The organism is Streptomyces sp. Act143 (assembly GCF_003143935.1).
GTDB lineage: Bacteria > Actinomycetota > Actinomycetes > Streptomycetales > Streptomycetaceae > Streptomyces.
This window is the reverse complement of sequence record NZ_QFRX01000001.1, coordinates 7,450,703-7,476,497: the sequence shown is the minus strand read 5'-3', so window position 1 is coordinate 7,476,497 and position 25,795 is coordinate 7,450,703. Positions and strand designations below refer to the sequence as shown.

Here is a 25,795-nt window from a genome sequence, read left to right as displayed (position 1 = left end):
CCCCGCTAGACCGGGTTCAGCCTCCACTGCTGGCAGGCGTTGTTGAGCCAGGTCCACTGCCTGACGTCCGCCGCGTCCGCCGTGGAGCAGTTCGCCACGTCCGCCACCTTGCCCGTGGCCTCGTTGACGATCCGTACGTAGCTGCTGTCGGTGACCACGAACCTGAATCGCTGGCAGGTGTTGTTCAGCCAGCTCCACTGGCGGAGGTCGGCACCGTCCGCGGTCGAGCAGTCAGCCGTGTCCAGGACCTTGCCCGTCGCCACGTTCACCAGGCGGCTGGTGTCGTCGCCCTGGTCCTCGACGCGCCACTTCTGGTTGTTGCCGCCGTTGCAGGTGTACTGCTGGACGTTGGCGCCGTCGGCCGCCGAACTCCCGGCGACGTCGAGGCACTTGCCGCTGTTGCGGTTGGTGAGGGTGTACGTCGTGGAGGCGGCCGACGGTTCGCCGGACGGGCCCGTCGTGCCGGTCCCCAGCGCCACCGGCGTGCCGAAGTCCGGGGTGCCGTCGGAGTTCCAGGTGAACTTCTGGGCGCGGGTCGTCCGGCCGTTGTCGCAGCCGTCGGACGACGCGTCGTTGGCGTGGTAGACGATCCAGTTCTCGGTGCCGTCCGGTGAGGTGAAGAAGCCGTTGTGGCCCGGGCCGTAGACGCCGGCGGAGTCGTTGCGCTGGAAGACCGGGGTCGACTTCTTCGTCCAGGAGGAGGCCGAGAGCGGGTCGGAGCCCGTCAGCGTCAGCCGGCCGAGTTTGTAGTCGGGGGTCCAGCAGCCGCTCGCCGAGTAGACGAGGAAGGTCTTGCCGTCGCGCTGGAGGATCTCCGGGCCTTCGTTGACGGTGCCGCCGCTCGTCTCCCAGGAGTACGTCGGCGTGGAGATCGTCGAGAAGCCGGTGGCAAGGGTGTAGGGGTTGGCCATCCTGGCGGCCACCAGGTTCTGGGTGCCGCCGCCGCTCGCGCTGCCGAAGAGATACAGCTGGCCGTTGATGGTGGCGACCGTCGGGTCCAGCATCCAGGCGGAGTTGAGCTGACCCTTGTAGGTGTAGGGGCCGGTGGGGTCCGTCCCGGCGCTTTCGAGGACGTGGGTGCGCTGGGTGGGATTGTAGTCGCTGATGTTCTGCCCGGCGACGTAGTACAGGTACCACTTGCCGTTGAGGAAGTGGATCTCCGGCGCCCAGATGTTGCAGCAGCGCGAGGCCGCGTCGCCCGTCCACACCTGGTAGTTGGGGGCGGTGGCGAGCCCGGCGAGGGTGGCCGACTTGCGCATGGTGATGACGTTCGTCCAACTCGTCGTCACCATGTAGTAGTTGCCGTTGTAGTACGAGATCCAGGGGTCGGCGCCCTTCTGCGCCTTGAGCGGGTTGGCGAACGAGGCCGCGCTCGCGGAGGACTGGCCCAGCGACAGGGCGAGGACCAGCGCGGCCAGCAGGGTCAGTAGGCGACGGGCCATCCGCTGCTCCAGTTCAGAAGGTTGATGCCCAGCTTGGGCGTGCCGTTGTCGTTGCCGTCGTAGTAGTGGTAGACGATCAGGTCGCCGTCGGTGTCGTTCATGATCGACTGACCGCCGGGACCGATGATGCTGCCGTGCGACTCCAGGACCGGGGTGCCGCCGTTGTTGGTCAGGGCGACGCCGTTCTTGTCGTAGTAGGGCCCGGTGACGCTGGTGGCACGGCCGACCTTGACCTTGTACGTCGAACTGGTCCCCGCGCAGCAGGTGTCGTAGGAGGCGAAGAGGTAGTAGTAGCCGTTGCGCTTGACGATGTACGGCGCCTCCACGGCCTTGGTCCCGGTGGGGCGGGACGCGATCGAGTACCGGGTGGTGTTGGAGGAGAGCTGCTTGCCGGTGGCGGGGTCGATCTGGATCATCTTCAGCCCGGTCCACCAACTGCCGAAGGACAGCCACCACTTGCCGTCGTCGTCCACGAAGAGGTTCGGGTCGATGGCGTTGTAGTCGCTGGCGGTGGTGGAGGTGTAGACGACTCCGTAGTCGGTCCAGGAGCCGGGCAGTCCGGTCGTCGAACCGGCGAGCCCGATGGCCGACTTGTTGGAGCCGAAGGTGGAGACGGCGTAGTACATCAGGTACTTGCCGCCGTGGTACGAGATGTCGGGCGCCCATGCCTCGGTGGCGTACGAGGACCACCAGCCGGGCTTGGTGGTGAAGGCGTCGCTGCCGGCCGTGAAGGCGATCCGGTCGGTGGAGGTCCGGTAGCCGAGGCCGCCGCCGGTGCCGTAGAGGAGGTAGCGGCCGGCGGAGGTGCGGATCATCGTGGGGTCGTGGATGACCGTGGCGCCGGTGACGGTACCGGGGTTGGGGTAGGCCGAGGCGGTGGAGGGGATCAGGGCGAGGAGGGCGGCTGCGGGGAGGGTGATGAGGGTGGTCCGGATCCGGGCCTTGCGGGAAGCGCGGGGGGAAGTGCGGGAGGTGCGGGAGGTGCGGGAGGTGCGGCTCACACGGGCCTCCTTGACGGAAGGGGGAAGTCGCCGCCCGCAATACCGATGTCCGGAATCTCGAACGGCGATCGTCAATTCGGACGGACCGTAGAATCGAATCACTCGCGCGTCAACAGCCCGGACATTCACAGCTTGTTGAAAGCCGGACGCCTCTTGCACAGAGATCAAACAGTGGGCATAGTCCGATCACACGGTGTCGACCACGTGAACTCCCCCCACGCCAACGCCCCTCACCCTGCAAGGAGTTCAGCCATGCCCAAGCTCAGACACCTCGCCGTGCCCGCCGTCGCCGCGGCGGCCCTCGTGATCGGCACGGCGGGCTCCTCCTTCGCCGCCGACATCTACACGGCCGACTCCAGCAACGCCTGCGGAGCCGCCTACTTCTACGACTACGGCGACACCTTCAAGATCCTCGACGTCTGCTCGGACGGCAAGGGCGTGCGCCTGCAGTACACGAACCCCGTGGACGGCAGTCCCTCCACCAGCGACACGAAGATCGTCGTGGACTACACCGGCGGCTACACCGGCTGGAACCTCGACAACGCCTATGTCTACGACACCGACATGCCCGAGTCGGCCTGCTTCTACTTCCGCGTCGGCCACGTGGACAACGGCGCCTACGTGAGCGGCTCCTACGGCAGCTGGAACGAGGCCTGCGCCGCCAACTGAGCCCGTCCCGCCGCCCCGGCCCCCTCCGTCGGCACTCGTGCCGCTTCCCTGTCGGGGCGGCCGTCCGCCGGGCGGCATCCGGACATCCCGTGGTGCGGGAAGGCCGGGGAACGGGAGAGGGCGGCCATCGCGCCGACCCGGCAAAAGGGGACCGGAGCCAGGATCGTCGACGTCCCGCCGCATCGCGGCACCTTCGCCTGCGCAGGTCATCAGCCGCACCGACGGCCTGAGGGCCGTGTCCTGCAAGAACCTTGACGCCTCGCCACTTTGCCTAACTGACAGCCCTCCGACAGCAACCGTTCCTACGGTGCCGTGTCCATGACAGACACTTCGGAAGCAACCCCCACCCCGGTCGGGCGCCGCACCGTGCTGATCGCGACCGGCGCCACGGCAGCGGCGGTCGCCGTGGGCGCCGCCGCGCCCGGAGCCCCCACAGCCGACGCGGCGGACGCGACCCCGGTCGCCGCGGCCGCCGTCTGCACGCTCACGAAGGAGATGACCGAAGGCCCCTACTACCTGGACGGCGCGCTCGTCCGCTCCGACATCCGCGAGAACAAGACCGGCTTCGTGCTGAAGCTGGCGCTCACCGTCGTCAACGACGACACCTGCGCGGTGATCCCGAACGCCCTGGTGGAGATCTGGCACGCCGACGCGCTCGGCGAGTACTCCGGCTACGTCGGCAACAACGGCCACAACGAGTCCGACAACGGCACGTTCCTGCGGGGCGGCGTCCTCACCGACGCCGGCGGCGTCGCCGACATCACCACGGTGTACCCCGGTTGGTACCGCGGGCGCTGCGTCCACATCCACGTCAAGGTGCACACGGGCGTGACGCTCACGTCCGACGGCTCCTTCACCGGCGGCACCGAGGTCCACACCGGCCAGCTGTTCTTCGACGAGACGGTCACGGCGAGAGTGGGCGCGCTGTCGCCGTACTCGGCGAACAAGGTCACCCGGACGACGCTGGCCCAGGACTCGATCTACGACGACGGGGGCGCGGCGTCGGGGCTCCTGACCCTGACGGCGCTCGGCAGCTCACCGTCGTCCGGATACACCGGAACGCTGACGCTCGGCGTCGAGGTCTAGCACCAGGCCCAGCCACCCCGGCACATCCACCTCCGCCCGCACGGTCTTCCCGGGCGGCGGCTGCCGGTCCACCACCTCCCACCGGTCGGCCAACGCGCCGACCAGCACCAGGCCGCGCCCGGCTTCCTCCAGCGGGCGCGGCTTTCGTACGTCCACGGAGGCGTCGGCGCGGATGCCGGTGACCTCGACGCGGACGCTGCCGGCGACGAGGGAGAGGGCGAGCTCGAAGTCCCGTCCGGGTACGCGACCGTGGGTGACGGCGTTGGCGGCGAGTTCGGCGACGATCGTCCCGACGGCGTCGGAGACCGGGGTTGCTGACGGGATGCCCCAGTCGTGGCGCTGGATGAGGGCGAGGCGTCTGGCGGGGCGTGCGCCGCGCAGGGTGGGGCTGAGGCGCTGACGGGATGTGCGTGCGACGACTCGTTCGGGGCGGGTGGGGGATGCGAAGACCGGCCGGGCATGACCGGTCTCCGTCCGGCCGGAGCGACCGCCTGCCGGGTGGCGGTGGGCGTGGCCGCGATGCCGGCCACGGCCCTCGCACCGCGCTGACGGTCTACACCGGCGTCACGCCTCCGGGCACTCCTTCCACGCCAAGTGGTACACCGTGCTGATGTCCCCGTCCGTCGAGTCCATCGTCATGAAGCTGACCTTGTCCGCGGACGTCGACCCCGCGGTCACCCGCAGCTCGGTGTTGATGTTGAAGTTGCGCTGGACTCCGCAGGGTGCCCAGACCAGTTGGGCCCAGTCCGTGGTGTCCGTGGCCTGCCAGTTGTCGTTGTACGGGCCGCTGAAGGGGTGGGAGCGCGACGCCGTGTTCGGAGAGCCCTGGAAGTAGTACGAGGCTCTCTGGGTGCCGGTCGCGCCGGACTGGAGGGCCGCGAAGCCCCGGTAGTCCGCGCTGGCGACGGCGTACGTGAAGCCCTGCGGGACGTGGACTATCAGGTTCAGCTGGCAGTTCTTGCGGAACGCCGTCGGGTCCGAGCCGCCGCCCGCCTGGGCGAGGTAGTCGCTGTACGTCACCGTGAAGGCCGTGTTGTCCTCCGAGACCGCCACCGCGGTCGTCCCGGCCGGGCAGCCCGAACCGTTCACCGTCGCGACCTTGATGACGATCTTGTCCGGCGGCGGGTCCTCGAAACCGCCGGACGAGGTGGCCGCCTGGGCCGGTAGTGCCGTGGTGAGCAGAGCGGCTACCGCACCGCTCAGCAGGAGCCCACGAGTCATGGTCTCTCCGTAACAGTTGGGGGGTGGCTGACTTGCCAACCGGACCGTAGGGACAGACCGACGCCGCCGACAGGATGAACTCAAGCCATTCACAGACGCGGTTTTCACAGCATCTTCACAGTGCCCGAACTCCGTTGACATCAAAGGCCGTTGGCGAGTTGGCGAGTCCAGTCCATCCACAGGGCATCAACACCGGGATCCAGGCGACCTCGCCGTACTCGGCGAGCACCCTTCAGGAGCGACTGATCCTCAGACGCTGACGGGCTGCCGCCCCCGCGCGTGCCCGCTCTCGGCCGCCCTCTCCTGACGGTGGCCGCGGATCGCGTACGCCAGGGCGGCGGCCCACGCCGCGTGGAGGACGACGTAGACGGACGTGCTCACCGCACCGCCCGCCGCGATCCAGTCGCTGTTCAGCAGCGTGCGCGCGTTGAGCAGGACGACGAGGCCGCCGACCGTCGCGCCCAGGATGCGCGGCGCCACGAAGCGGGCCAGCCAGGCGGCCACCGGCGCGATGACCATGCCGCCGACCAGGAACGCGAGGACCCACGACCAGTTGACGCCGTGCGAGCCGAGGGAGAAGAGGAAGCCCAGGCTCGCGGCGACCGCCACCAGCGCCTTGCTCGCGTCGACGGAGCCGACCACCTTGCGCGGCTCCAGGCGCCCGCTGGCCAGCAGCGCCGGAGTGCCGATCAGCCCCCAGCCGCCTCCGCCCGTGGCCCCGAGGAACCCGGCGAGCAGGCCGACCGGGACCAGGAACCGTTTGCCCAGCGGCCTGCCCAGCCGGCCCTCGGGCATGCCGCGCAGGGTGAAGCGGACGGTGACGTAGATGCCGAGCGTGAGCAGGATCACCGCCATCGCGGGCTCGGCCACCGCGGTCGACATCTGCGAAAGCACCGTCGCCCCGACGAACGCGCCCACCGCGCCCGGGACGCCGATCCGGACCACGACCTTGAAGTCGACGTTGCCGAATCGGGCGTGCGAGACGCCGGACACCAGCCCCGTGCCGATCTGGGCGAAGTGCACGACGGCCGAGGCGGCGGCCGGGCTCGTGCCCATGGCCAGCAGCAGCACGGTCGAGATCACGCCGTGCGCCATGCCGAGGCTGCCGTCCACGAGCTGCGCGCCCAGGCCCGCGAGGGCGAGCAGTATCAGCGTCTGCATGGGGGGAGGTCCCGTCCCGTCTTTCCTGGCTTTCCCACCGGGGCGGCAGGGATGAACGGGAGGGAACGCTAGAACGTCAAACTGAGGACAGCCTGAGACCCGGATGAGGGCGTTCACAGGCAGCGCCCTCGGAAGTCGGGTCCGGATCACGTCCGCCGCCGTGATCCCCGCCGCGTCCCCGGTGCTCGTACGGTCCCTTGTGATCCTCATACGGTCCCTTGTGAGGTGTGCCGCGGCGGGCAGGCAGAATGGTCCCTCACTCGCGTCCCGGGAAACGCAGGCACAACAGGAGGCGACGCTCGCGTGGAGCTCAGCAGACGAACTTTCAGCACCCTCGCCGGTACGGCCGCGCTCGGCTTCGCGCTGACCGGCAGCGGCGGCGTGCTGCCGTCGCGGACGGGGCCCCGCTTCGTGCCCACGGGGCCGCCGCCGGCTCCGCCCGTCGCCGACGGAGCCGTGCACACGGTCGGCCACGACCGCTACTCCCTGCTGGTCGACGGCCGGCGGCTGACGCTGTGGCCGGGCGCGATGCACCTGTTCCGGCTGCCGAGTCCGTCGCTGTGGCGGGACGTGCTGGAGAAGATGCGGGCGCACGGCTACAACGCCGTCAGCCTCTCCGTGGCCTGGAACTACCACTCCCCCGCCCCGGGTTCGTACGACTTCACGGGCGTACGCAACCTCGGCCTGTTCCTGCGCATGGCCGCCGAGACCGGGCTGTACGTCGTCCTGCGTCCCGGCCCGTACCTCGGCGCCGACGTCGACGCGGGCGGCTTCCCCGGCTGGCTGACGGCCACCGAGGGCCGGGCCCGGACCACCGACCCGGCGTATCTGGCGCACGCCGACGAGTGGTTGACGCGGGTGAACGCGATCGCCGCCCGCCACCTCTACACCCGGGGCAGGGGCACCGTCCTGCTCTATCAGCTGGAGGACACCGCCGACACCGCCTACCTCTCCCACCTCCACAGGAAGGTGCGGGCCGACGGCATCGACGTACCGCTGTCCGTGCCGGAGTCGCCGCTCGGCGGCCTGCGCAACGACTCCATGGCGTACGGCGGGACGTCCTGGGGCTGGCTGGCCGCGCCGCAGGCCCCCGGCACGTCGTACGGCTCCGGTGCCGCCCTCGACGAGGGGCGGCGGCCGACCGCCGCGCTCGCCCCGCTCCACCGGCTCGGCCACCTGCTGCGCACCGTGCCGGACTTCGCCAAGCTGGACCGGGCGAAGGAGGTCAGGTCCCCGGGCGGGCGGCTGGAGGTACGGCACCTCGCCAACCGCGACACCGACTCCCAGACCTACGTCGTGCGCAACGACTCCGCCGAGGCCGTGTCCACCCCGCTGCCGGGCGCCGGGATCGAGGTGCCGGTCAACGTCCGGGCCCATGACACCAAGGTGCTCAGCACACGGCTCAGGCTCGGTGGGCGGACATTGCGGTACGCCACCGCCCAGCTCATGCTCTTCGTCTCCGCCGGTCGGCAGGACATCGCCGTCTTCTCGGGGCGGTACGGCGACATGGCGCAGGTCGTCCTGGAGTGCCCGCAGGAGCCGACGGCGACCCGGCTGGACGCGGAACCGGCGTGGATCTACGACCGCGGGCTGCTGCGGGTGACCTGCCCGCTCGGCGTCGGCGAGCTGGCCCGCGTGAAGGTCGAGAACGGCGGCTCCGACCGGCCGCTGCTGCTGCTGTTCGCCGACGACGCGACCGCGCTGCGGCTGTGGCCGTACGAGACGCCGTCCGGGTCGGTGCTGGTGTACGGCCCCTCTCTGGTGCGTGACGTCCGGCTGCGGGACGACACCGTCCATCTCAGCGGTGACACCGCGAAGTTGACCGGCCTGGAGGTGTGGGGGCCGCGCGGCATGGAGCACGTGACGTGGAACGGGCGGCCGGTGTCCTCCCGGATCAGCGCCACGTTCAGCCTGCTCGCCCTGAAGCCGCTGCCCGGCCAGGGCCCGGTGCCGCTGCCGGCCCTCGACGGCTGGCGGCGACGGGCCGAGAACCCCGAGTCCGCACCGGACTTCGACGACTCGGCGTGGGTGCGCGCCGACAAGAAGTCTTCCTTCAGCACCACCCCCGTCCCGGAGGGGCAACCCGTCCTCTTCGCCGACGACTACGGCTTCCACTACGGCGACGTCTGGTACCGGGGGCGCGTCAGCGACGCCGAGGGCGTCGCATCCGTCTCCCTCGGCTACAGCACCGGCACCCAGGGGCTGCTGATGGCCTGGCTGGACGGCAGGCCGCTCGGCACCCATCGAATGCCGGCCCCGGACCCCGCGTCCGCCCGGCAGGGCACCTGGACGGACACCGCCGCCTTCGACGTGCCGAAGAAGCTGCGGAAGCGCAAGGAGCATGTGCTCTCCGTGCTCGTCCGGCGGATGGCCCACGACGTGGACGAGATGTCCGGCGACACCCACAAGGCGGCCCGCGGGCTGACGTCGGCCACCTTCAAGGGCGCTTCACCGGTGGTCAGTTGGCGGCTCCAGGGCGCCGGGACCGCCGACCCGGTGCGCGGACCGCTCAACAATGGCGGGCTGCACGGAGAGCGGGAGGGCTGGCACCTGCCCGCCTTCGACGACCGGGGGTGGGAGGCCGTGGATCTGCCCCGCGCCGAACGCCGTCAGGGAGTGACCTGGTACCGCACCGGCTTCCGCCTCTCCGTCCCCGCCGGCGTCGACGCCTCGATCGGGCTCACCCTCGACGACGATCCGAAGCGTGCCTACCGGGTGCAAATCTTCCTCAACGGCTGGAACATGGGCCAGTACGTCAACGACGCCGGCCCCCGGCACCCCGTCGTCCTGCCGAACGGCATCCTGCGCACCCGGGGCAGCAACTCCCTCGCCCTGGCGGTCCTGTCGGACGGCAGCACGGAGGCGGGCCCGAAGGACGTACGACTGACCCTGCTGGGCGCGTCGGCGGGCGGGGTGACGGTGGACAACGTCTGAGGGGAGAACCTCGTGCGAAGACGGCGATTCATCAGCGGGTTACTCGGGGCGGGGGCCGGAGTCGGGCTCACCTCGTCGAGCGGCGGGACGGCCGGGGCGGCCCCGGTCAGAGCCGCCGGCGGTCCGCACGACTGGCAGACGGTCCCCGCCCCCGCCTGCGCAACCGCCGCCCAGTTGCTGGCAGTTGCCGCCGCCGGCCCCGATCTCGCCTGGGCGGTGGGGGAAGAGGGCCGTAACGGCTCCACCCGCGGCAAGCCGCTCGCCCTGGTGTGGGACGGAAGCATCTGGACCCGCCTCGACCTCACGCACCTCGGCTTCTCCGGGGGCCATCTGCGCGCGGTCGCCGGTTCGTACGGTGCCGCGTGGGCCGTCGGCGTCGACAGCGGCGGCGCCGCCCGCCTCCTCCGCTGGGACGGCACCACCTGGCAGGAGGCCGAGTTCGCCGGCCGGTCGGCCTACGGGACGGCCCTCACCGGTGTGGCGCTGGACGCCGACGACCACGTATGGCTGTCGGGGCGCAACAGCGACGGGTGCGTGCTGCTGCACGGCGACGCCGACGGCTGGCTGTGGCTGCCGCCGCCCCCGAACGGCCCCCCGACCGCCCCGGCGGGCCTGCGGGTGACGCGCGGGGGCGACGTCTGGGTGTACGACAGCGCGCTCGTCGCCCGCTGGGACCACGAGGAGTGGACCGGACTGCCCGCACCGGCCGGTCTGCGGCCGTACGTCACCGGGCTCCTCCCGGTCGCCGACGACGACATCTGGCTCACCGGCTACGACTACGGAGTGGGCGGCCCGCCCGGCAAGCCGCCGAGCGCCATGCTGAAGCACTGGGACGGCGGCGCGTGGGCCTCCGTCGCCACCCCGTTCACGCCGGGCATGCTGACCGCGATCGTCGACGACGGGCTCGGCGGCCCCGACCGCATCGCGGGCTGGGACTTCTGGGACCAGACCCGGTCCCACCACCTCCGCTGGGAGGCGGGGGCATGGGTGAGTGAGCGGGGCCCGCTGTCCGCGACTCCCGTGCTGGTGAACGCACTTGCGACGGTTCCCGGCGCGGGCGGCTACTGGGCCGTGGGCACGGACTCCGCGTCCCCGTACCCGCCCGCGCAGGTCCACATCGAGCGATGACGTTCTAGGCCAGCCGGATCACGTTCCACGACAGCGGTTCGAGCACGGCGGTGAGGGTGCCGTCCGTGAGGGCGGTGCCCTCGACCGGGTGCGGGGCGACCCGCTCCGGCTCGGCGAGGGTGTTGCGGGCGTCCGGGTCGGCGTCGGCGAGGGCGCTGTGCTCGACGACGGACGTCAAGTTCAGTGCACCGAGGGCGACTTCGAGGGGCAGCGGCTCCGTCCGGCTGCGGTTGACGGCAAAGACGGTGACCGAGCCGTCCGCGGCGCGCACGGCGGTGGCGTGCAGCAGGTCGGTCTCGCCGTACTTCTGCGTCTCGTACGTCGGGGAGTCCACGCGCACGTCGAGGACCTCGCCGCGGCCGTACTTGGCGGCCTGCGCGAACGGGAAGAACGTCGTCTGCCGCCAGGCCGGGCCGCCGGGCTCGGTCATGATCGGGGCGATCACGTTGACGAGCTGGGCGAGGCAGGCGACGGTGACGCGGTCGGCGTGCCGGAGCAGGGCGATGAGCAGGGATCCGAAGACGACGGCGTCGGTGACGCTGTAGCTGTCCTCCAGCAGGCGGGGGGCCTCCGCCCAGTCCCGTGCGTCCGAGTTCTCGATCTCGTGCCACTCCGAGATGTACCAGACGTTCCACTCGTCGAAGGAGAGGTTGATCTTCTTCTTCGACTTCAGCTTCGCGCCGATGTGGTCGGCGGTGGCGACCACGTTCTCGATGAAGGACTCCATGTCGACGGCGGAGGCCAGGAAGGAGTCGATGTCGCCGTTCTCGGGCTGGTAGTAGGCGTGCAGGGAGATGTGGTCGACCAGGTCGTACGTCTCCTCCAGGACCGTCGCCTCCCACGCGGCGAAGGTCGGCATGGACTGGCTGGAGGAGCCGCAGGCGACGAGTTCGACGTTCGGGTCGATCTGGCGCATCGCGCGGGCGGTCTCGGCAGCGATCCGGCCGTACTCCTGGGCCGTCTTGTGGCCTGTCTGCCAGGGGCCGTCCATCTCGTTGCCGAGGCACCACAACCTGATGCCGAACGGGTCCTTGTCGCCGTGCGCGGCACGGAGGTCGGACAGGGCCGTGCCGGCGGGGTGGTTGGCGTACTCCTGGAGTTCGAGGGCCTCGGCGACGCCCCGGGTGCCGAGGTTGAGGGCCATCATGGGCTCGGCCTGGGGGCCGACCTTCTTCAGGAAGGCGATGTACTCGGAGAGGCCGAAGCGGTTGGTCTCGGTGGAGCGCCAGGCCAGGTCGAGGCGGCGGGGGCGGTCCTCGACGGGGCCGACGGAGTCCTCCCACTTGTAGCCGGAAACGAAGTTGCCGCCGGGGTAGCGGATGGCGGTGACGCCGAGTTCCCGGACGAGGCCGAGCACGTCCTGGCGGATGCCGTCCTCGTCGGCGGTGGGGTGGCCGGGTTCGAAGATGCCGGTGTAGACGCAGCGGCCGAGGTGCTCCACGAAGGAGCCGAAGACACGGGGGTCGACCTCGCCGACCGTGAAGGCGGGGTCGAGGGTGAAGCGGGCGGTGGACTTGCTCATGGGGACCTTTCGGGACCTGTCCGGAACGGGGTTACTTGACAACGGGCCAGTCGTTCACCCAGCCGAGCCTGTTCAGGCCCAGCTTGGGTGTGCCGTTGTCCTCTGCGTCGTAGTAGTGGTACGCCAGCCAGTCCTGCCCCTGGTCCTGGAAGACGGACTGGCCGCCCGTGCCGAGGTAGCGGCCGTGGCCCTCCAGGAGCAGGTCGCCGCCGCCCTCCAGCATGGGCTTGCCGGTGCTGTCGACGTACGGGCCCGTCACGTCCGTGGCGCGGCCCACCCTGATCTTGTACGTCGAGTTCACGCCCGCGCAGCAGGCGTCGTACGAGGCGAAGAGGTAGTAGTGGCGGCCGTGCTTGACGATGTACGGGCCCTCGACGGCGTACGGGAGGTCGGGGCGGGTGGCGAGCTGGCCGACGGTCGCTCCGGGGAGCGCCTTTCCGGTCGCGGGGTCGAGCCGGACCATGCGGATGCCCGTCCAGTACGAGCCGAACGCCATCCACAGCTTGCCGTCGGCCTTGATGACGCCGGGGTCGATGGCGTTCCAGGAGTCGGTGGTCTCGGAGGAGAAGACCTTGCCGTGGTCCTTCCAGGTGCCGGGGAGCCCGGAGTCGGAGGTGGCGACGCCGATCGCGGAGTGGTTGGTGCCCCAGGACGAGACGGCGTAGTACAGCCAGTACGTGCCCGCACGGTAGGAGATGTCCGGGGCCCACGGGTCGCCGGTGTCGTTGTACTCGTACCACCAACTCGGCGGCTCGGCGAAGGCGTTGCCCGCGTCGTCCCACTGCTTGCCGTCCTTCGACAGGCGGGCGCCGATGATGCCGCCGGTCGAGTAGGCCACGTACTGACCGGACTTGAGCTTGATGACGCTCGGGTCGTGGATGATCTGCTGGCCGGTGACGGGGCGGGGGTCGGGATACCTCACGCTTGCCTGCGCCGCGTTGGGGAGCAGGGCGAGGGCGGTGGCCGCGGCCGCCGCGGTGAGGGTGCTGCGCAGGGTCACTGGCCCGCCAATCCCGTGTGGGCGACGCCCGCCACGATCTGCCGCTGGAAGAAGACGAAGACGACGATCAGGGGCAGGCCGGCCATCAGGCCGCCGGCCATGAGCTGGGCCCACTGGATGCCGTAGGAGTTCATGACGGTCGCGATGCCGTTCGGCATGGTCATCAGGTCGGGGTTGTTGGTCACCATGTACGGCCACAGGAAGTTGTTCCAGGAGGCGATGAAGGTGAAGATGCCGACCGCCGCCAACGACGGCCTCGCGAGCGGGACCACGATCGTGAAGAAGACCCGCCAGCGGCCCGCGCCGTCGATGAACGCGGCCTCCTCCAGTTCGCGCGGGATGCCCTGGAAGAACTTGTAGAGGATGTAGACCATCGCGGCCGGTGCGCACTGCGGCAGGATCATGCCCCAGTAGGTGTCGACCATCCCCATCTGCTGGACGGTGGTGAAGAGGGGGACGCCGAGGACGGCCGGGGAGATCATCAGGCCCGACATCACCACGCCCATGAGCAGGGGCTTGCCCCTGAACTCCGTGCGGGCGAAGCCGTATCCGGCGAGCGCGCTGACCACCAGCACGACGGTCGTCACGCACACGGAGACGACGAGCGAGTTGATGAACCAGTTGCCGATGTTGCCGGTCTCCCACAGCGCCTTCCACGCCTGGACCGTCCATGCCTTGGGCAGCCAGTGCGGCGGGATCTCGGCGGCCTCCGCCTCGGACTTGAGGGAGGTGAAGAGGGCGGCGGCGATCGGGGCCACGAAGACGGCGGAGACGGCGACGCCGAGCAGGGTGAGAACGATCTGGCTGGGTGTCCAGGGCTTGCGGGACTTGAGCCGCACCTGGGTGGCGCTCATCGGGTGCCCTCCTCACGGTTGCGCAGCAGCGCCATCCGGCCGAGGGCGACGGCCGCGATGATCACGAAGAAGATGATGGACATCGCGGAGGCGTAGCCCACGCGGTAGCTGGTGAAGCCCTGTTCGAGGGTGTACTGGACGAAGGAGCGGGTGGCGAGCTCGGGTCCGGGGCCGAAGTCCATCATCACGACGGCCTGGTCGAAGAGCTGGAGCGAGGCGAGGATCTGGAGGGCGATCACCAGGCCGGTGATGTGACGCAGCATCGGCAGGGTGATGTGGACCATGCGGTGCCAGGCGTTGGCGCCGTCCAGCTTGGCGGCCTCGTAGAGGTGGTCGGGGATGCCCTGGAGGGCGGCGAGGTAGAGCAGGAACGAGAACCCGACCGTCCACCACAGGGTCTGGATGACGATGGCGAGCATCGCGTACGACTTGTCGGTCAGCCAGGGGGTGTCGAGGCCGAAGGTCTCGTTGAACAGGCCGATGCCCTGGGTGAACAGCCACTGCCACAGGTTGGCGGCGACGGTGGAGGGCAGCAGGAAGGGCACGAAGAAGCACAGGCGCCACAGCCATGTGCCGCGCTCGATGTGGTGGGCCAGCATCGCGAGGAGGAAGGCCAGGAGGGTGATGCAGGGCACGACGAGGAGGGTGAAGTACGCGCTGTGGCCGAGCGCGTCCCACATCGCCTGGTCGCCCAGGGCCTCGCGGTAGTTGTCGAGGCCGACGAAGCTCGCGCCCTCCCCGGAGATGTTGGCGTCCGTGAAGCTGAGCCAGACGCCGCGCAGCAGCGGCCAGACCACGAACAGGGCGAAGAGGAGCAGGAACGGGGCGATGAACCAGCCGCCGTGCTGGAAGCCCTGCTTGCGGCGGACGGTGGCGGTCGCGGTCGCGGTCCTGGCACGGGCCGGTACGGCGACGGTCTGAGCGCTGGTCGTCATGCGACGGCACCTCCTTGCGCGGCGGTCCTGCCGTCCATCGGGTTCTTGGACGCGAGGAGCTTGACGAGATGGCTCTTCATGGTCCGGGCGACCTTGTCGGGCCTGGCGGAGCCCATCGTCGAGGAGACGACGACCGGGCCGAGGTCCTGGGCGAGGACGCCGGTGGAGCCCGCGAACCACACCTTGGGCTCGGTGGCCTGGTGGTCCATGGCGCTGACGTACTCGTTCTGCGGGGTGAGCCTCTGGTACGCGGCCGTGGACAGCGTCGGCGTGTACGCGGGGATGTGGCCGCCGGCCGCCCACTGCTGGGCGTGCTGGACGACGTAGGCGGCGAGCTGGTGGGCGCCGTCGTCGGTGGCGCCGCCGCGGCCGGCCTGGTGGGGCAGGACGAAGGCGTGCGACTCGGCGTGGGTGGCCGGCTTGCCGAAGACCGGCGGCAGCGGGGTGGCGCCGTAGTCGAGCTTCGCGCCGGAGAAGACCGGCACGGACCAGTTGCCCTCCCAGGTGAAGGGGGCGCCGTTGATGAACTGTTCGCCGGTGGGGGCGCCGGGGATGACGTAGCCGTCGGTGACGTGCTGCCGGAGGAACTCCAGGACCTGGGTGGCCTTGTCGGTGTCGAAGAGGACCTCGGTGTTCCCGGCGTTGAACCACTCGCCGCCGAGCTGGGTGTAGAAGGCGACGAAGAACCACCACTGGAAGTTCTGGTCGTTGGTCCACAGGCCGATGGTCTGCAGGCCCTTCTTCTGGACCGCCTTGGCCTTCTTCAGCACGTCGAACCACTCGGTGGTGGAGCCGACCGGGATCATGCGGCCGTCGTCGCCGAGCAGGCCGGCCTTCTTCAGCACGTCCTTGCGGTAGAAGCAGAGCTGGACGTGGATGTCGAGCGGGAGGGCGTACAGCTTGCCGTCGATGACGCCGCGCTTCCACAGCGCGGGGTTGAAGTCCTGTTCCCGTACGCCGTACTCGGCGAGCAGGTCCACGTCCCAGGGGTCCAGGAGGCGGCCCGGCGAGAAGCCGGTGACGCGGCCCATGTGCATGACGCCGAGTTCGGGGGCGCGGTTGCCCGCGGCGGCCATGGCGAGCTTGGTGTAGAAGGGGTTGCCCCACTGGAGGGTGGAGTCCTTCACCGCGATGTCGGGGTGTTCCTCACGGAAGGCGTCCAGCATCGCGATCATGTTGGCGCCGTCGCCGCCGCTGAAGAGGTTCCAGTACCGCACGCGGGTGTCCGCGCCGGAGGCCAGTGCGTCGGCCCCCGTCCCGAGCGCCGCGAAGCCGAAGCTGCCCGCGACGGCCAGTCCTCCCGCCGCGGTCAGCAGTTGCCTGCGATTCAGGTCAGGTCGTCCCATTGCCTGCCCTTACATTCAGAGATCAGAGAAACATGTCAATCGTTCGATATTTCGAAAGGCGCCCGTAACTTCGAACGGGACCGTAGATAGGAAGCGCTTTCCAGTCAATGGTCCGGACAAGATTTTCAGAACGGGGCCGATGGTTCTCAGTTGTACGAACGGTCCTCGGAACCCATGACGTGGACACTTCCTGCCGCGTACGCTCGGACGAACTGCCGTGCGGCGGTGAGAAGGGGGATCGATGGACATCGCGGGCGCGCGCACCAGGGCGGGGCGGATCGCCGCGGCGCTGCGGCGGGCGAGAACCGGCTCCGCGATGCGCGACCTGGCGGCGGAGCTCGGCGCGGCCGTGCGCGCCAGACCCCAGCCCCCCGCCGGGGCACGCGAGGTGTGCCGCGCGCTGTGCGAGGCGATGAGCGCCCGCCGCGGCGGGCGGCCCGTCGAGCTGCGCTTCGAGCGGTTCCCCGACGAGATCGAAGTGACCGGCCTGTGGGTGGAGTTCCACGACTTCGACCTGGTCATCGTCGAGGAGCGGGCCGAGGCCGTGCAGCAACTGGTCATCCTCGGCCATGAGTTGTGGCATCTGCACGCCGGGCACCGGCACGGCGTGGGTTCGGCCGCCGCCCGCGCGCTGGCCGGTGAGCCCGACTGGAAGGACGCCCTGACGGTCGCCGCGCGCAACGGCTCCCGGCAGACGGACGAGGCCGAGGCCGACGACTTCGGGCACCGGCTGGCGGCCGTCTTCCGGCCGTATCTGGCGGGCCGGGGCGACCGGCGGCACCTCGAACCGCTGGAGCGGTCCATGGGCTACCGCGGACGGCAGGCCGCGGACCGGTGAGCGAGACCCTCGCCGTCACCGGCACCTCCGGCCCGCTCGCCGCCGGCAACCTCCTCAGCGGGATGTACATCTCCTTCTGGCTGCCCACCGCCGTGCTGACCGCGGCGCTGGCGATCAAACTGCCCAGCATCCTCAAGCTGTGGCGGGACCCGCTGCTGCGCGCCGTCGGCGGACTGCTGCTGTTCGCCTGCGCGGTGTTCGTCTTCGCCGCCCCCTCCACCATCGCCTGGACCAACCGCGTCACCGGCGTCCCCAACATCGCCGCGCCCTGGGTGTACTCGCTGCTCACCGCGCTGTGCGCGTCCTGGCTGCTGCTGGTCGTCCACTGGCGCAACGGCCGGACCGAACGGCACGCCCAGACCCGCCGCGCGACCCGCTGGGTGGTCGCCGTCTACGCGGCCGTGGTCGCCGCGCTGTGGGTGCTGTTCGCGCTCGCCGACGTGCCCGTGGAGCAGATCCGGGACCTGGACACGTACTACGCCTCGACGCCGTTCATGCGGGAGCTGATCCTCCTCTATCTGAGCGCGCACACCGTGGCCAGCCTGATCACGTCCCGGCTGGTGTGGAACTGGATCCGCACCGACGGCCTCGACGCCTGGCTCCGCTGGGGGCTGCGCTTCCTCGGGATCGGCTTCGCGACGAACCTGCTGTTCAGCGCGGCCAAGCTGACCGCGGTGGCGGCCCGCTGGACCGGCCACGACCTGGACTGGCTCAACACCAACGTCGCGCCGTCGGCCGCCTGCATCGCCGCCACGTTCGTCGCGGTCGGCTTCATCGTGCCGCACGCCGGCCAGTACCTGCGGGAGCGCTGGCTGGTCCGCCGCCGCCACCGCGGCCTCAGGCCCCTGGCCCGGCTGATGCGCACGGTCGCGGGCAGCCGCGAACCCCTCGGCCTGCGGGCGACCCCCGAGATGCGCCTCATCCGCCGCGAGACGTTCATCCGCGACACCCTTCTCCAACTGGCCCGCCGCCTCGACGAGGACCTGCGCACCCGTTCGTACGACGCCGCCGTCGCCCTCGGCTTCCCGCCCGGCCGCGCCCGGGCCCTGGCCGCGGCCGTGACGATCCTGGACGCGGTGGCGGCCGAGCGGCGCTCCCCGGACGGCGGCGGCGCTGGGCGCTCCGCCGGAAGCACGGTGCTGGGCCGTCGGTCCTCTGCGGCACCGTCGCGGCCGGCCGCGCAGTTCCCCGCGCCCCTTCAGGGAACTGCCGAACCGCACCGGATCTCGCCGGACCCGCTCAGCGCCCCCGACACCACCTACCTGCTGCAGGAGATCCAGGCCGTGTCCCAGGCCCTGCGCACACCCGAGGAGATCAAGGCGGTACGCGCCCGCGCGGCCGTCCCGGCAGAGAGCATGTCCGCGCATGAATGACAGACCCTCCCCCGCTTCGCCGGAGGCGCGCAGAGTAGCCGTGGTCCTGGGGGGATCGCACACCGGCATGCTCGCGGCCCGCGCGCTGGCCGGCCTCGCCGACCGGGTCGTCGTCGTGGAACGCGACGAGCTGCCCCGCGAACCCGCGCCCCGCAAAGGGCTGCCGCAGGCCCGGCACGCCCACATGCTGTGGTCGGGCGGCGTGCACGCCATGGAGGAGCTCCTGCCGGGCGTCACCGCGACACTCCGCGCCGCCGGGGCCCGCCGGGCGCCGGTCACCACGGACATGGTCGTGCTGTCGGCCCACGGCTGGTTCCGGCGCTGGCCGGAGTCGCACCATGTGATCCTCGCCGGACGCGATCTCCTCGACGCCACGGTCCGGGCACAGGTCCTCGCCGACCAGCGGATCGAACTCCTCGACGGCACCGAGGTGGTGGGGCTGACCGGCAGCGCCGAGGCGGTCACCGGGGTCCGGGTGCGCGGGCCCGAGGGCCGGGAGCGGACCCTCGGCGCCGGGCTGGTCGTCGACGCGAGCGGACGCGGCTCCGGGGCGCCGCGCTGGCTGGCCGGCCTCGGGCTGCCCGGGCCGGAGCAGCGCGAGGTGGACTCCGGGCTGGCGTACGCGAGCCGGCTGTACCTGGCCCCCGAGCAGGCCCGGGACGGCTTCCCGGTCGTCAACGTCCAGTCCGACGCCCGCGGCGACGGCCCCGGCCGCGCGGGCTTCCTGCTGCCCATCGAGCACGGCCGCTGGATCGTCACCCTGAACGGCACGCGGGGCGGCGAACCGACCGCCGCGAACGCCTCCGGCGACGACTTCGCCCGCTTCGCCCGCGAGCGGCTGCGCCATCCGCTGATCGGCCGACTCCTCGCGGGCGCCGAGCCGTTGTCCGACGTGGCGTTCACCCGGACGACCGTCAACCGGCGGTACTTCTACGAGCGGATGCCCGCCTGGCCGGAGAACTTCACGGTCCTCGGCGACGCGCTGGCCGCGTACAACCCGGTGTACGGGCACGGGCTGGCGGTCGGGGCGCAGAGCGCGCTGCTCCTGCGGGATGCCGTGCGACGGCGCGGGTGGGGGGCGCCGGGGCTGTCCCGGCGGGTGCAGAAGGCGGTGGCGCGGCCGGTGGGGGCGGCCTGGGACCTGGCGACCGGGCAGGACGTGTTCTATCCCGGGGCGACGGAGAACGGGCCGACGGCCCGGGACCGGCTCGTGGCCGCGTACGTGGATCGGCTGATGTACGCGGCCACGGGGAACGGGCGGATCGCCCGCCGGGTCACTGACGTCACGTCGTTGGAGCGGCGGGCGGAGGTGCTGCTGACTCCGTCGGTGCTGCTGGCGGCGCTGGCGGGGCCGTTGAAGCCCGGGCTGGTCGAGCCGCCCCTGACCGCCGAGGAGTTGAAGAAGGCGGGGCTTCAGTGATCAGCCGGCGAACGCCGGTTGGCTCACTCCCTTGCCCGCCCCGGGAACCACCAGCAGCGACCCCGCGACCGGGTGCGGGCTCTCCAGCCCCACTCGCGCCGTCGTGACGTACAGGTCCGTCAGGTCCGCGCCGCCGAACGCGCACGCCGTCACCCTCGGGGTCGGCAGTGTGATCACGCGGTCCAGCTCGCCGGCCGGGGTGTAGCGGCGTACCGCTCCCCCGTCCCACAGCGCCACCCACACGCAGCCGTCCGCGTCGACCGTGAGGCCGTCGGGGAAACCGGCGCCGTCCTCGATCTCGGCGAAGGGGCGGCGGCCGGAGACCTTGCCCGCCTCGTGGTCGAAGACGTCCACGCGGCGGGTCGGGGAGTCGATGTAGTACATCAGGCGGCCGTCGGGGCTCCAGCCGGTGCCGTTGCTGACGGCCACGTCGTCCAGGACCGTCTCGACGGTGCCGTCGGCCGTGAGACGGGACAGGGTGCCGCCGCCAGGGGCCTCGTCGTAGCGCATGGTGCCGGCCCAGAGGGAGCCGTCGGGGGCGATCGCCGCGTCGTTGGCGCGGCGGCCCGGCACCGGCTCGTGGTGGAGCCAGCGGAAGGTGTCGTCCGGGTCCAGCAGGGCCACGCCGTCGCGCAGGTTGAGGACGAGGCCGCCGTTCGCGCGCGGTTTCGCGGCGCCCACGTGCTGGTCGGTGACGCGGACCGTGCGGTGCCCGGTCGCCGGGTCGTAGCTGTGCAGGCGGGCGCCGAGGATGTCCAGCCAGAGCAGCCGGCCCGCCGCCGCGTCCCAGGTCGGGCCCTCGCCGAGGGTCGCCTCGGCGCGGACGGCGACCTCGTAGTCGTACGTCGTCGAGGTCATCCCACGCTCCGGTGGCCCAGGCGCTCGGACAGCTCGGCGGCGCCCTTCGCGGCGAGCTGCTCCAGCTCGTCGCGGCGCTCGTCGCTCCAGCGGATCATCGGCACCGAGATGGACAGCGCGGCGACGACCCGGCCGGTGCGGTCGCGGACCGGGGCGGCCACGCAGGAGACGTCCGGGTTGGACTCGCGGCTCTCCACGGCGAGACCCCGCTCACGGATCTCGGCGAGGGCCTCGCGCAGAGCGGCCGGGTCGGTGATGCTGTTCGGAGTCATGGCGACCAGGTCGGCGTCGTCCGGGATGCGGGAGCTCAGCTCCGGCTCGGACAGCGAGGCCAGCAGCATCTTGCCGACGGAGGTGCAGTGAGCGGGCAGGCGGCGTCCCGCGGCGGACACCATGCGCACCGCGTGCGTGGAGTCGACCTTCGCGATGTAGATGACGTCGGTGCCTTCGAGGATGGCCACGTGAACGGTCTCGTCACAGGTCTCGGCGACCGAGCGGGCGACCTGCTGGCCCTCGGCGGCGAGGTCGAGCTGCTCGGCGTAGCGGCTGCCGAGCTGGTACGGACGCACGCCGAGCCGGTAGCGTCCCGGCTGACCCGGCACCGGGACGATGTACGACCGGGCCGCGAGCGTGGTGACCAGCTCGTGCACGGTGGTGCGCGGCAGCTGGAGCTTGCGCACGATGTCCGGGGCGGAGAGCGTGCCGTCGCCGTCGAGGAAGAGCTCGAGGATGTCGAGAGCCCGGGTCACGGCAGGTACGAGACGTCCCACGTTCGGCCCCCTCCCTGTGAGATGTCGGTGGAGTTCGGTGCCTGTCGAGCATGGTTGCACGTTGTTCGAAATTTCAACAGGCGATCGGAATAACGAACACAGGCTACTCAACGCGGGTTTGACCCGGCAATGGTCCTGCGGGGGCCCCGTGTGACAAGGTGATCTCAGAGTGTGGGGGGGGGATCTGGATGGCTGAGCTTCTCAAGGGCGGGAACACCGTCGTCGGGGCGGGACTCGTGACCGCCGAACTGCGTTCCGCGGGTGACCCGGTCGACCTGAGTGCGCTGCTGGTCGGGGTGGACGGCAGGGTGCGGTCCGATGCCGATCTCGTCTTCTACAACCAGCCCACCGCCGAGTCAGGCGCCGTCCGCCACCTCGCCGCGGACGCCGGTGCGCCCGAGCGCGTCGCCGTGCACCCGGGCGCGCTGCCCGCCGACGTGGACCGGGTGGTGCTGGTCGCGAGCTGCGACCCCGACGACACCGGCCGTACGTTCCAGGGGGTCAGGGACGTCACCGTACAGGCCGTCCAGGAAGGCGCCGATCCGGTCGTCTTCCGGCAGCCGCCCCTGGCCGACGGTGAGCGGGCCGTGCTGCTGATGGAGCTGTACCGGCGGGGCGACGGCTGGAAGCTGCGGGCCATCGGGCAGGGGTACGCGGAGGGGCTGGCGGGGCTGGCGACGGACTTCGGGATCGACGTGTCCGAACCCGAGACACCTGCACAGACAACACCGGCACCCGCACCGGCTCCGGCTCCGGCTTCGACTGCGGCTCCGGCTTCGACTGCGGCTCCGGCTTCGACTGCGGCTCCGGCTCCGGCCTCGGCTTCGGCCTCGGCCTCGGCACAGACGACGCCGGTACAGACGACACCGTCGCCCGCACCCGCCACCGCCCCCGCACCCGCACCCGCACCCGCACCCGCACCCGCACCCACCAGCCTCGTCAAACCCCCGCTCGGCAAGGTCAGCCTCGACAAGGGCGGCCAGGTCGCGATCAGCCTGGACAAGCAGGACCGTGAGCTGGTCGTCACCGTGTCCCTGGAGTGGGACGGCGGCAGTGACGCGCGGCGGCGCCGGGGTGCCGACCTCGATCTGTACGCGCTGTTCGTGCCCGCCTCGAAGGCGCAGCGCGGCGGGGCCGAGGCTCCCGGCACGATCGTCAAGACCGGCCTCGCGAAGAAGCCGCCCGAGATGATCGGGAAGGCCGGCAAAGGCGACAAGGGCGGTAAGGGGGAGAACGCCGACGTCGTCTATTACAAGAACCTCGGCTCCCTGAAGCAGGCCCCCTACATCCGGCTCGACGGCGACTCCAAGATCCCCGGCCGCGAGACTGTCCGTATCGTCCGGCCCGACCAGCAGGGGTACGTCCTGCTGTGCGCCTACTCCGCCCTCAGCAACGGCTTCGGGTCCTTCAAGAGCTTCGGCGCGCAGGTGGTCGTGGACGACGGCCGTGGGTCCGTGGTCACCGTGCCGCTGTTCGAGAACACCAAGACGCGCTACTGGGTGGCCATCGCGCTCGTCGACTTCACCTCGGCCGACGGCGCGGCGATCCAGCACATCGAGGCGTACAGCGGCCGGATGACCGAGCGGCGCCCGGTGCTGCATCCGGACGGGACGATCGAGATGAACGCCGGGCCGGTGGAGTTCAAGGGGCGGGACTAGGAACGGCCGGCCACCCCCAACGCCCCTCTCAACCGCTGCGCCCGCAGTACCAGTTCCAGTTCGAAGCGGCGGTCCGGGTCGTCGATCTCGGCGCCCCAGAGTTCGCGGATCTGACGCAGGCGGTAGCGGACCGTCTGGGGGTGGACGCCCAGGCGGGCGGCCACCTCCGGGGCGCCGCCGCGGGTTTCCAGCCAGGCCAGGAGCGTCTCGGCGAGGCGACGGCCGTGGGTGGGGCCGCAGTGGGCGAGGGGGGCCAGGCAGCGCAGCGCCAGGTCGTCGATGAGTTCCTCCGGTTGCAGGAGGACCAGCGCCTCCGTGTGCTCGGTGCAGTACAGGACCTCGCCGGCCGGCAGCAGCCCGCGTTCCATCAGGCTCACCGCCGCCTCCGCCCAGCGCAGCGACTTCGCCGCGTCGGCGAGCGGCACGGGCGGGCCGATGGCGCCGGCCCAGCCGGTCAGGGCGCGGTGCAGGAGTTCGGGGCGGCCGGCGCAGTCCGGTTCGGGGACGACCATGCGGGGCTGCTCGTACTCCATGTCGAGCAGGACGCCCTGGCCGACCGCGGGGGCCATGGCCTCGCGCGCCGGGCGCAGCAGCACGCCGACGGCGACCTTCTCGGGGAGGGTCCAGCCGATCCGGGCGGCGCGTTCGGCGAGCAGGTCGTCCGGGCTGCCGGCGTGCTGCCGTTCGGCCAGCAGCAGTTCCATCAGGCCGCGTTGCAGGCGTAGGCGCTCGCCCGCCTGGCGGGCCGCCGCCTCCGCGTAGCCGCGGACCGACTGGTCGACGAGGCCGTCGAGGTACTCGTAGCCGGCGTCGACGAGTTCGTACATCGCGGGCGGCGGGATCTCGACGCGCTGGCCGATCTCCGCGAACCGGCGCCAGGCGAGGCGGACGCCCATGCGGTAGATCGCCTGGAGGGAGTCCAGGCTGCGTCCGCCGAGTCCCTCGCCGCGGCCGAAGTCCTGGAAGACGCCGGGCGGGACGGTGGGCCGTCCCTCGGCGGTCTCCAGGTGCTCGACGAAGACCTCGATGGCGCGGCGGATGCCGACGAGGGCCATCGGCTCGCCGGACTCGTCGAGGACGACGGGCAGATGGGGGTACTCGCGGCGGATCTCGTGCAGGATCTCGTCGGCGAGTTCGGGCGCCTCGGCCATGGCGATCGCCGCGAACCTGCGCACCTTCAGGCGGGGTACGTCGAGCCAGGCCGAGCGGGAGTTGACGGCTGCCGGGCGGGCCGTCACGCTCAACTCCCCTGGCCCGCTTGCTCGTACGTGATCAATGGGGTGTTGGGCTGGTCGGGTGTGGCGTCGAGCAGGGCGACGATGCCGAGCGCGGCACCCACGGCGAGCACGGCGGCGGCCGCTACGGTCAGCGCGGCGGCGAGCAGTCTGGACATCGCAGGGTCAGCCTTTCCATGGCTCTGTACCGGCGGTCGTCCCCACCCCGGCGTCCCACCCTGCCTGTCCGCCCCAGTGTCAGCAAGACATTGACACCTCGTCAAGGGAGCCCTACGGTCTCCGCCCCATAGAGCGGCCCGAACTCCGTACCCTCACGCCCCTGGAGTGCCCGGATGCGCCGTACAGCCTCACCACTTTCCCTGATCCTGCTGGGACTCGGCACGTTCCTGCTGGTCCTGGCGCCCCTGCTGGCGTGGTACGTGACCCCGCGGGCCGCCGTCAATCCGATCGACATCGACCAGACCGCCGTCTACAAGGGCACCGGCCGCGTCTTCGACACCGACAAGGTCGAGACCGTGCCCGACCAGCGGATCACCGTCACCCAGCGGGTGCGCGGCAACGTCGAGGACAGCGAGCGCAGCGGCGACACGGTCTGGGACGTGACGACCACGGTCGACACCGACAAGTCGCTGCCGGCCGCCGATCCGCACGACGCGCTGGAGTTCATCCCGCACCGCTGGGTGATGAACCGCACGACCACCAAGCCGGTGCACTGCTGCGGCGAGAAGCCGTACATCGAGGGCGAGGCCTATCTGAAGTTCCCCTTCGACGTGCAGAAACGCTCGTACCAGTGGTGGGACAACTCCCTGGGTTCGACGGTCGTGTTGACCTACCGGGATACGAAGAAGATCCAGGGGTACACGGGTTACCGGTTCACCGGCACGGTCGCCCCGGCGAAGGTCGGCACCCGGCTGGTGCCGGGCAGCCTCGTCGGCCTGAAGAACCAGCCGCAGGTGCTGGCCGAGGAGTGGTACTCCAACCACCTGATCGAGCTGGTCGTCGACCAGCGCACCGGCCGGGTGATCTACGCGCAGGTCGGCCCGAAGCGCACGCTGCGGGCGCCGGGGTCGAAGAAGGACGCGGTGGTGCTCCTGGACAGCCGGAAGATCGCGTTCACGACGGCGACGCAGAAGGACGCCGTGCAGCAGGCCGAGCGGGACAGCGGTCAGCTGAAGGCGATCGGGGTGACGGTGCCGATCGGTGCGGCTGCGGGCGGGTTCGTCCTGGTGGTGGCCGGTTCCGTTTTGTTGGTGCGGGGGAGGCGGAATCCCGGTAATTCCGATACGCCCGATCCCGCGCTCACGATGTGACGTGACGTCAGCTCTGACAAGCCCGGAAATTGTC

At 71.0% G+C, this 25,795-nt stretch carries 23 protein-coding genes; 9 read left to right on the top strand and 14 right to left on the bottom strand.

Going from position 1 to position 25,795, the window contains the following annotated elements:
• Positions 1–5 precede the first annotated feature (5 nt).
• Together DI272_RS34085 and DI272_RS34080 are read right to left on the bottom strand one after the other, a co-directional pair.
• Positions 6–1,442, bottom strand: a complete 1,437-nt coding sequence (locus DI272_RS34085; protein ID WP_109499030.1) for a family 43 glycosylhydrolase — start codon at positions 1,440–1,442, stop codon at positions 6–8.
• Positions 1,424–2,377: an arabinan endo-1,5-alpha-L-arabinosidase gene (locus tag DI272_RS34080; RefSeq protein ID WP_109501202.1), complete on the bottom strand. Its 954-nt coding sequence runs from the start codon at positions 2,375–2,377 to the stop codon at positions 1,424–1,426. Before DI272_RS34080 ends, DI272_RS34085 begins: the two co-directional genes overlap by 19 nt.
• Before the next feature lie 318 nt (positions 2,378–2,695).
• Here DI272_RS34080 and DI272_RS34075 point away from each other — a divergent pair, with 318 nt between their 5' ends.
• On the top strand, positions 2,696–3,112 hold the full coding sequence (locus DI272_RS34075) for a hypothetical protein (protein ID WP_109499029.1): 417 nt from the start codon (positions 2,696–2,698) through the stop codon (positions 3,110–3,112).
• A 318-nt stretch (positions 3,113–3,430) separates the two neighbouring features.
• The gene (locus DI272_RS34070) at positions 3,431–4,198 is read left to right on the top strand and encodes an intradiol ring-cleavage dioxygenase (protein WP_109499028.1); all 768 of its coding nucleotides are present in this window, start codon (positions 3,431–3,433) and stop codon (positions 4,196–4,198) included.
• Here DI272_RS34070 and DI272_RS34065 read toward each other — a convergent pair.
• From DI272_RS34065 to DI272_RS34055, 3 genes are all read right to left on the bottom strand, one after another.
• Positions 4,148–4,579 carry an ATP-binding protein gene (locus tag DI272_RS34065; protein WP_109499027.1) on the bottom strand — a complete coding sequence of 144 codons (432 nt, stop codon included), beginning with the start codon at positions 4,577–4,579 and terminating at the stop codon, positions 4,148–4,150. The two genes, DI272_RS34070 and DI272_RS34065, sit on opposite strands and share 51 nt — an antisense overlap.
• 183 nt (positions 4,580–4,762) lie before the next feature.
• Positions 4,763–5,419, bottom strand: coding sequence for a DUF4360 domain-containing protein (locus tag DI272_RS34060; protein ID WP_109499026.1), 657 nt, complete (start codon positions 5,417–5,419; stop codon positions 4,763–4,765).
• A gap of 249 nt (positions 5,420–5,668) precedes the next feature.
• On the bottom strand, positions 5,669–6,580 hold the full coding sequence (locus DI272_RS34055) for a sulfite exporter TauE/SafE family protein (RefSeq protein ID WP_109499025.1): 912 nt from the start codon (positions 6,578–6,580) through the stop codon (positions 5,669–5,671).
• A 303-nt stretch (positions 6,581–6,883) separates the two neighbouring features.
• On the opposite strand from DI272_RS34055, the gene DI272_RS34050 reads away from it, so the two are divergent.
• Positions 6,884–9,514, top strand: a complete 2,631-nt coding sequence (locus tag DI272_RS34050) for a beta-galactosidase (RefSeq protein ID WP_109499024.1) — start codon at positions 6,884–6,886, stop codon at positions 9,512–9,514.
• 12 nt (positions 9,515–9,526) lie between these two features.
• Positions 9,527–10,642: a hypothetical protein gene (locus DI272_RS34045; RefSeq protein WP_109499023.1), complete on the top strand. Its 1,116-nt coding sequence runs from the start codon at positions 9,527–9,529 to the stop codon at positions 10,640–10,642.
• 4 nt (positions 10,643–10,646) lie between these two features.
• Here the strand turns inward: DI272_RS34045 and DI272_RS34040 are convergent, their stop codons facing one another.
• From DI272_RS34040 to DI272_RS34020, 5 genes are read right to left on the bottom strand one after another with little or no spacing between them, the layout of a single operon-like run.
• Positions 10,647–12,164 (bottom strand): alpha-N-arabinofuranosidase, encoded by a 1,518-nt coding sequence (locus tag DI272_RS34040; RefSeq protein ID WP_109499022.1) that lies wholly within the window; start codon positions 12,162–12,164, stop codon positions 10,647–10,649.
• 31 nt (positions 12,165–12,195) lie between these two features.
• Complete coding sequence (locus tag DI272_RS34035; protein WP_109499021.1) at positions 12,196–13,164, bottom strand: arabinan endo-1,5-alpha-L-arabinosidase; 969 nt, start codon at positions 13,162–13,164, stop codon at positions 12,196–12,198.
• Entirely contained in the window at positions 13,161–14,018 is an 858-nt protein-coding gene (locus DI272_RS34030; protein WP_109499020.1) for a carbohydrate ABC transporter permease, read from the bottom strand. Before DI272_RS34030 ends, DI272_RS34035 begins: the two co-directional genes overlap by 4 nt.
• Positions 14,015–14,953: a carbohydrate ABC transporter permease gene (locus DI272_RS34025; RefSeq protein ID WP_109499019.1), complete on the bottom strand. Its 939-nt coding sequence runs from the start codon at positions 14,951–14,953 to the stop codon at positions 14,015–14,017. Before DI272_RS34025 ends, DI272_RS34030 begins: the two co-directional genes overlap by 4 nt.
• Complete coding sequence (locus DI272_RS34020; RefSeq protein WP_109499018.1) at positions 14,950–16,299, bottom strand: extracellular solute-binding protein; 1,350 nt, start codon at positions 16,297–16,299, stop codon at positions 14,950–14,952. Before DI272_RS34020 ends, DI272_RS34025 begins: the two co-directional genes overlap by 4 nt.
• A 241-nt stretch (positions 16,300–16,540) precedes the next feature.
• Here DI272_RS34020 and DI272_RS34015 point away from each other — a divergent pair, with 241 nt between their 5' ends.
• The 3 genes from DI272_RS34015 (at position 16,541) to DI272_RS34005 (ending at position 19,930) form a co-directional block, all read left to right on the top strand.
• Positions 16,541–17,137 carry a toxin-antitoxin system, toxin component family protein gene (locus DI272_RS34015; RefSeq protein WP_181387407.1) on the top strand — a complete coding sequence of 199 codons (597 nt, stop codon included), beginning with the start codon at positions 16,541–16,543 and terminating at the stop codon, positions 17,135–17,137.
• A 62-nt stretch (positions 17,138–17,199) separates the two neighbouring features.
• The gene (locus tag DI272_RS34010; protein ID WP_109501199.1) at positions 17,200–18,510 is read left to right on the top strand and encodes an MAB_1171c family putative transporter; all 1,311 of its coding nucleotides are present in this window, start codon (positions 17,200–17,202) and stop codon (positions 18,508–18,510) included.
• Positions 18,503–19,930: an NAD(P)/FAD-dependent oxidoreductase gene (locus DI272_RS34005; protein ID WP_258314770.1), complete on the top strand. Its 1,428-nt coding sequence runs from the start codon at positions 18,503–18,505 to the stop codon at positions 19,928–19,930. The genes DI272_RS34010 and DI272_RS34005 overlap by 8 nt, the downstream gene beginning before the upstream one ends.
• On the opposite strand, the gene DI272_RS34000 is transcribed toward DI272_RS34005, so the two are convergent.
• Both DI272_RS34000 and DI272_RS33995 read right to left on the bottom strand, forming a co-directional pair.
• Positions 19,931–20,788, bottom strand: a complete 858-nt coding sequence (locus tag DI272_RS34000) for an SMP-30/gluconolactonase/LRE family protein (RefSeq protein WP_109499017.1) — start codon at positions 20,786–20,788, stop codon at positions 19,931–19,933.
• A complete protein-coding gene (locus DI272_RS33995) occupies positions 20,785–21,558 on the bottom strand; it encodes an IclR family transcriptional regulator (RefSeq protein ID WP_109499016.1) in 774 nt (257 codons plus the stop codon). The genes DI272_RS34000 and DI272_RS33995 overlap by 4 nt, the downstream gene beginning before the upstream one ends.
• A 188-nt stretch (positions 21,559–21,746) precedes the next feature.
• Here DI272_RS33995 and DI272_RS33990 point away from each other — a divergent pair, with 188 nt between their 5' ends.
• Positions 21,747–23,216 carry a TerD family protein gene (locus DI272_RS33990; protein WP_109499015.1) on the top strand — a complete coding sequence of 490 codons (1,470 nt, stop codon included), beginning with the start codon at positions 21,747–21,749 and terminating at the stop codon, positions 23,214–23,216.
• Here the strand turns inward: DI272_RS33990 and DI272_RS33985 are convergent.
• Together DI272_RS33985 and DI272_RS44720 are read right to left on the bottom strand one after the other, a co-directional pair.
• Positions 23,213–24,454, bottom strand: a complete 1,242-nt coding sequence (locus DI272_RS33985; protein ID WP_109499014.1) for a helix-turn-helix domain-containing protein — start codon at positions 24,452–24,454, stop codon at positions 23,213–23,215. The genes DI272_RS33990 and DI272_RS33985 overlap by 4 nt on opposite strands.
• 2 nt (positions 24,455–24,456) lie before the next feature.
• Complete coding sequence (locus DI272_RS44720) at positions 24,457–24,609, bottom strand: hypothetical protein (RefSeq protein ID WP_169807999.1); 153 nt, start codon at positions 24,607–24,609, stop codon at positions 24,457–24,459.
• Between the two features lie 174 nt (positions 24,610–24,783).
• On the opposite strand from DI272_RS44720, the gene DI272_RS33980 reads away from it, so the two are divergent.
• Positions 24,784–25,761, top strand: a complete 978-nt coding sequence (locus tag DI272_RS33980; protein ID WP_109499013.1) for a DUF3068 domain-containing protein — start codon at positions 24,784–24,786, stop codon at positions 25,759–25,761.
• Positions 25,762–25,795: the final 34 nt, after the last annotated feature.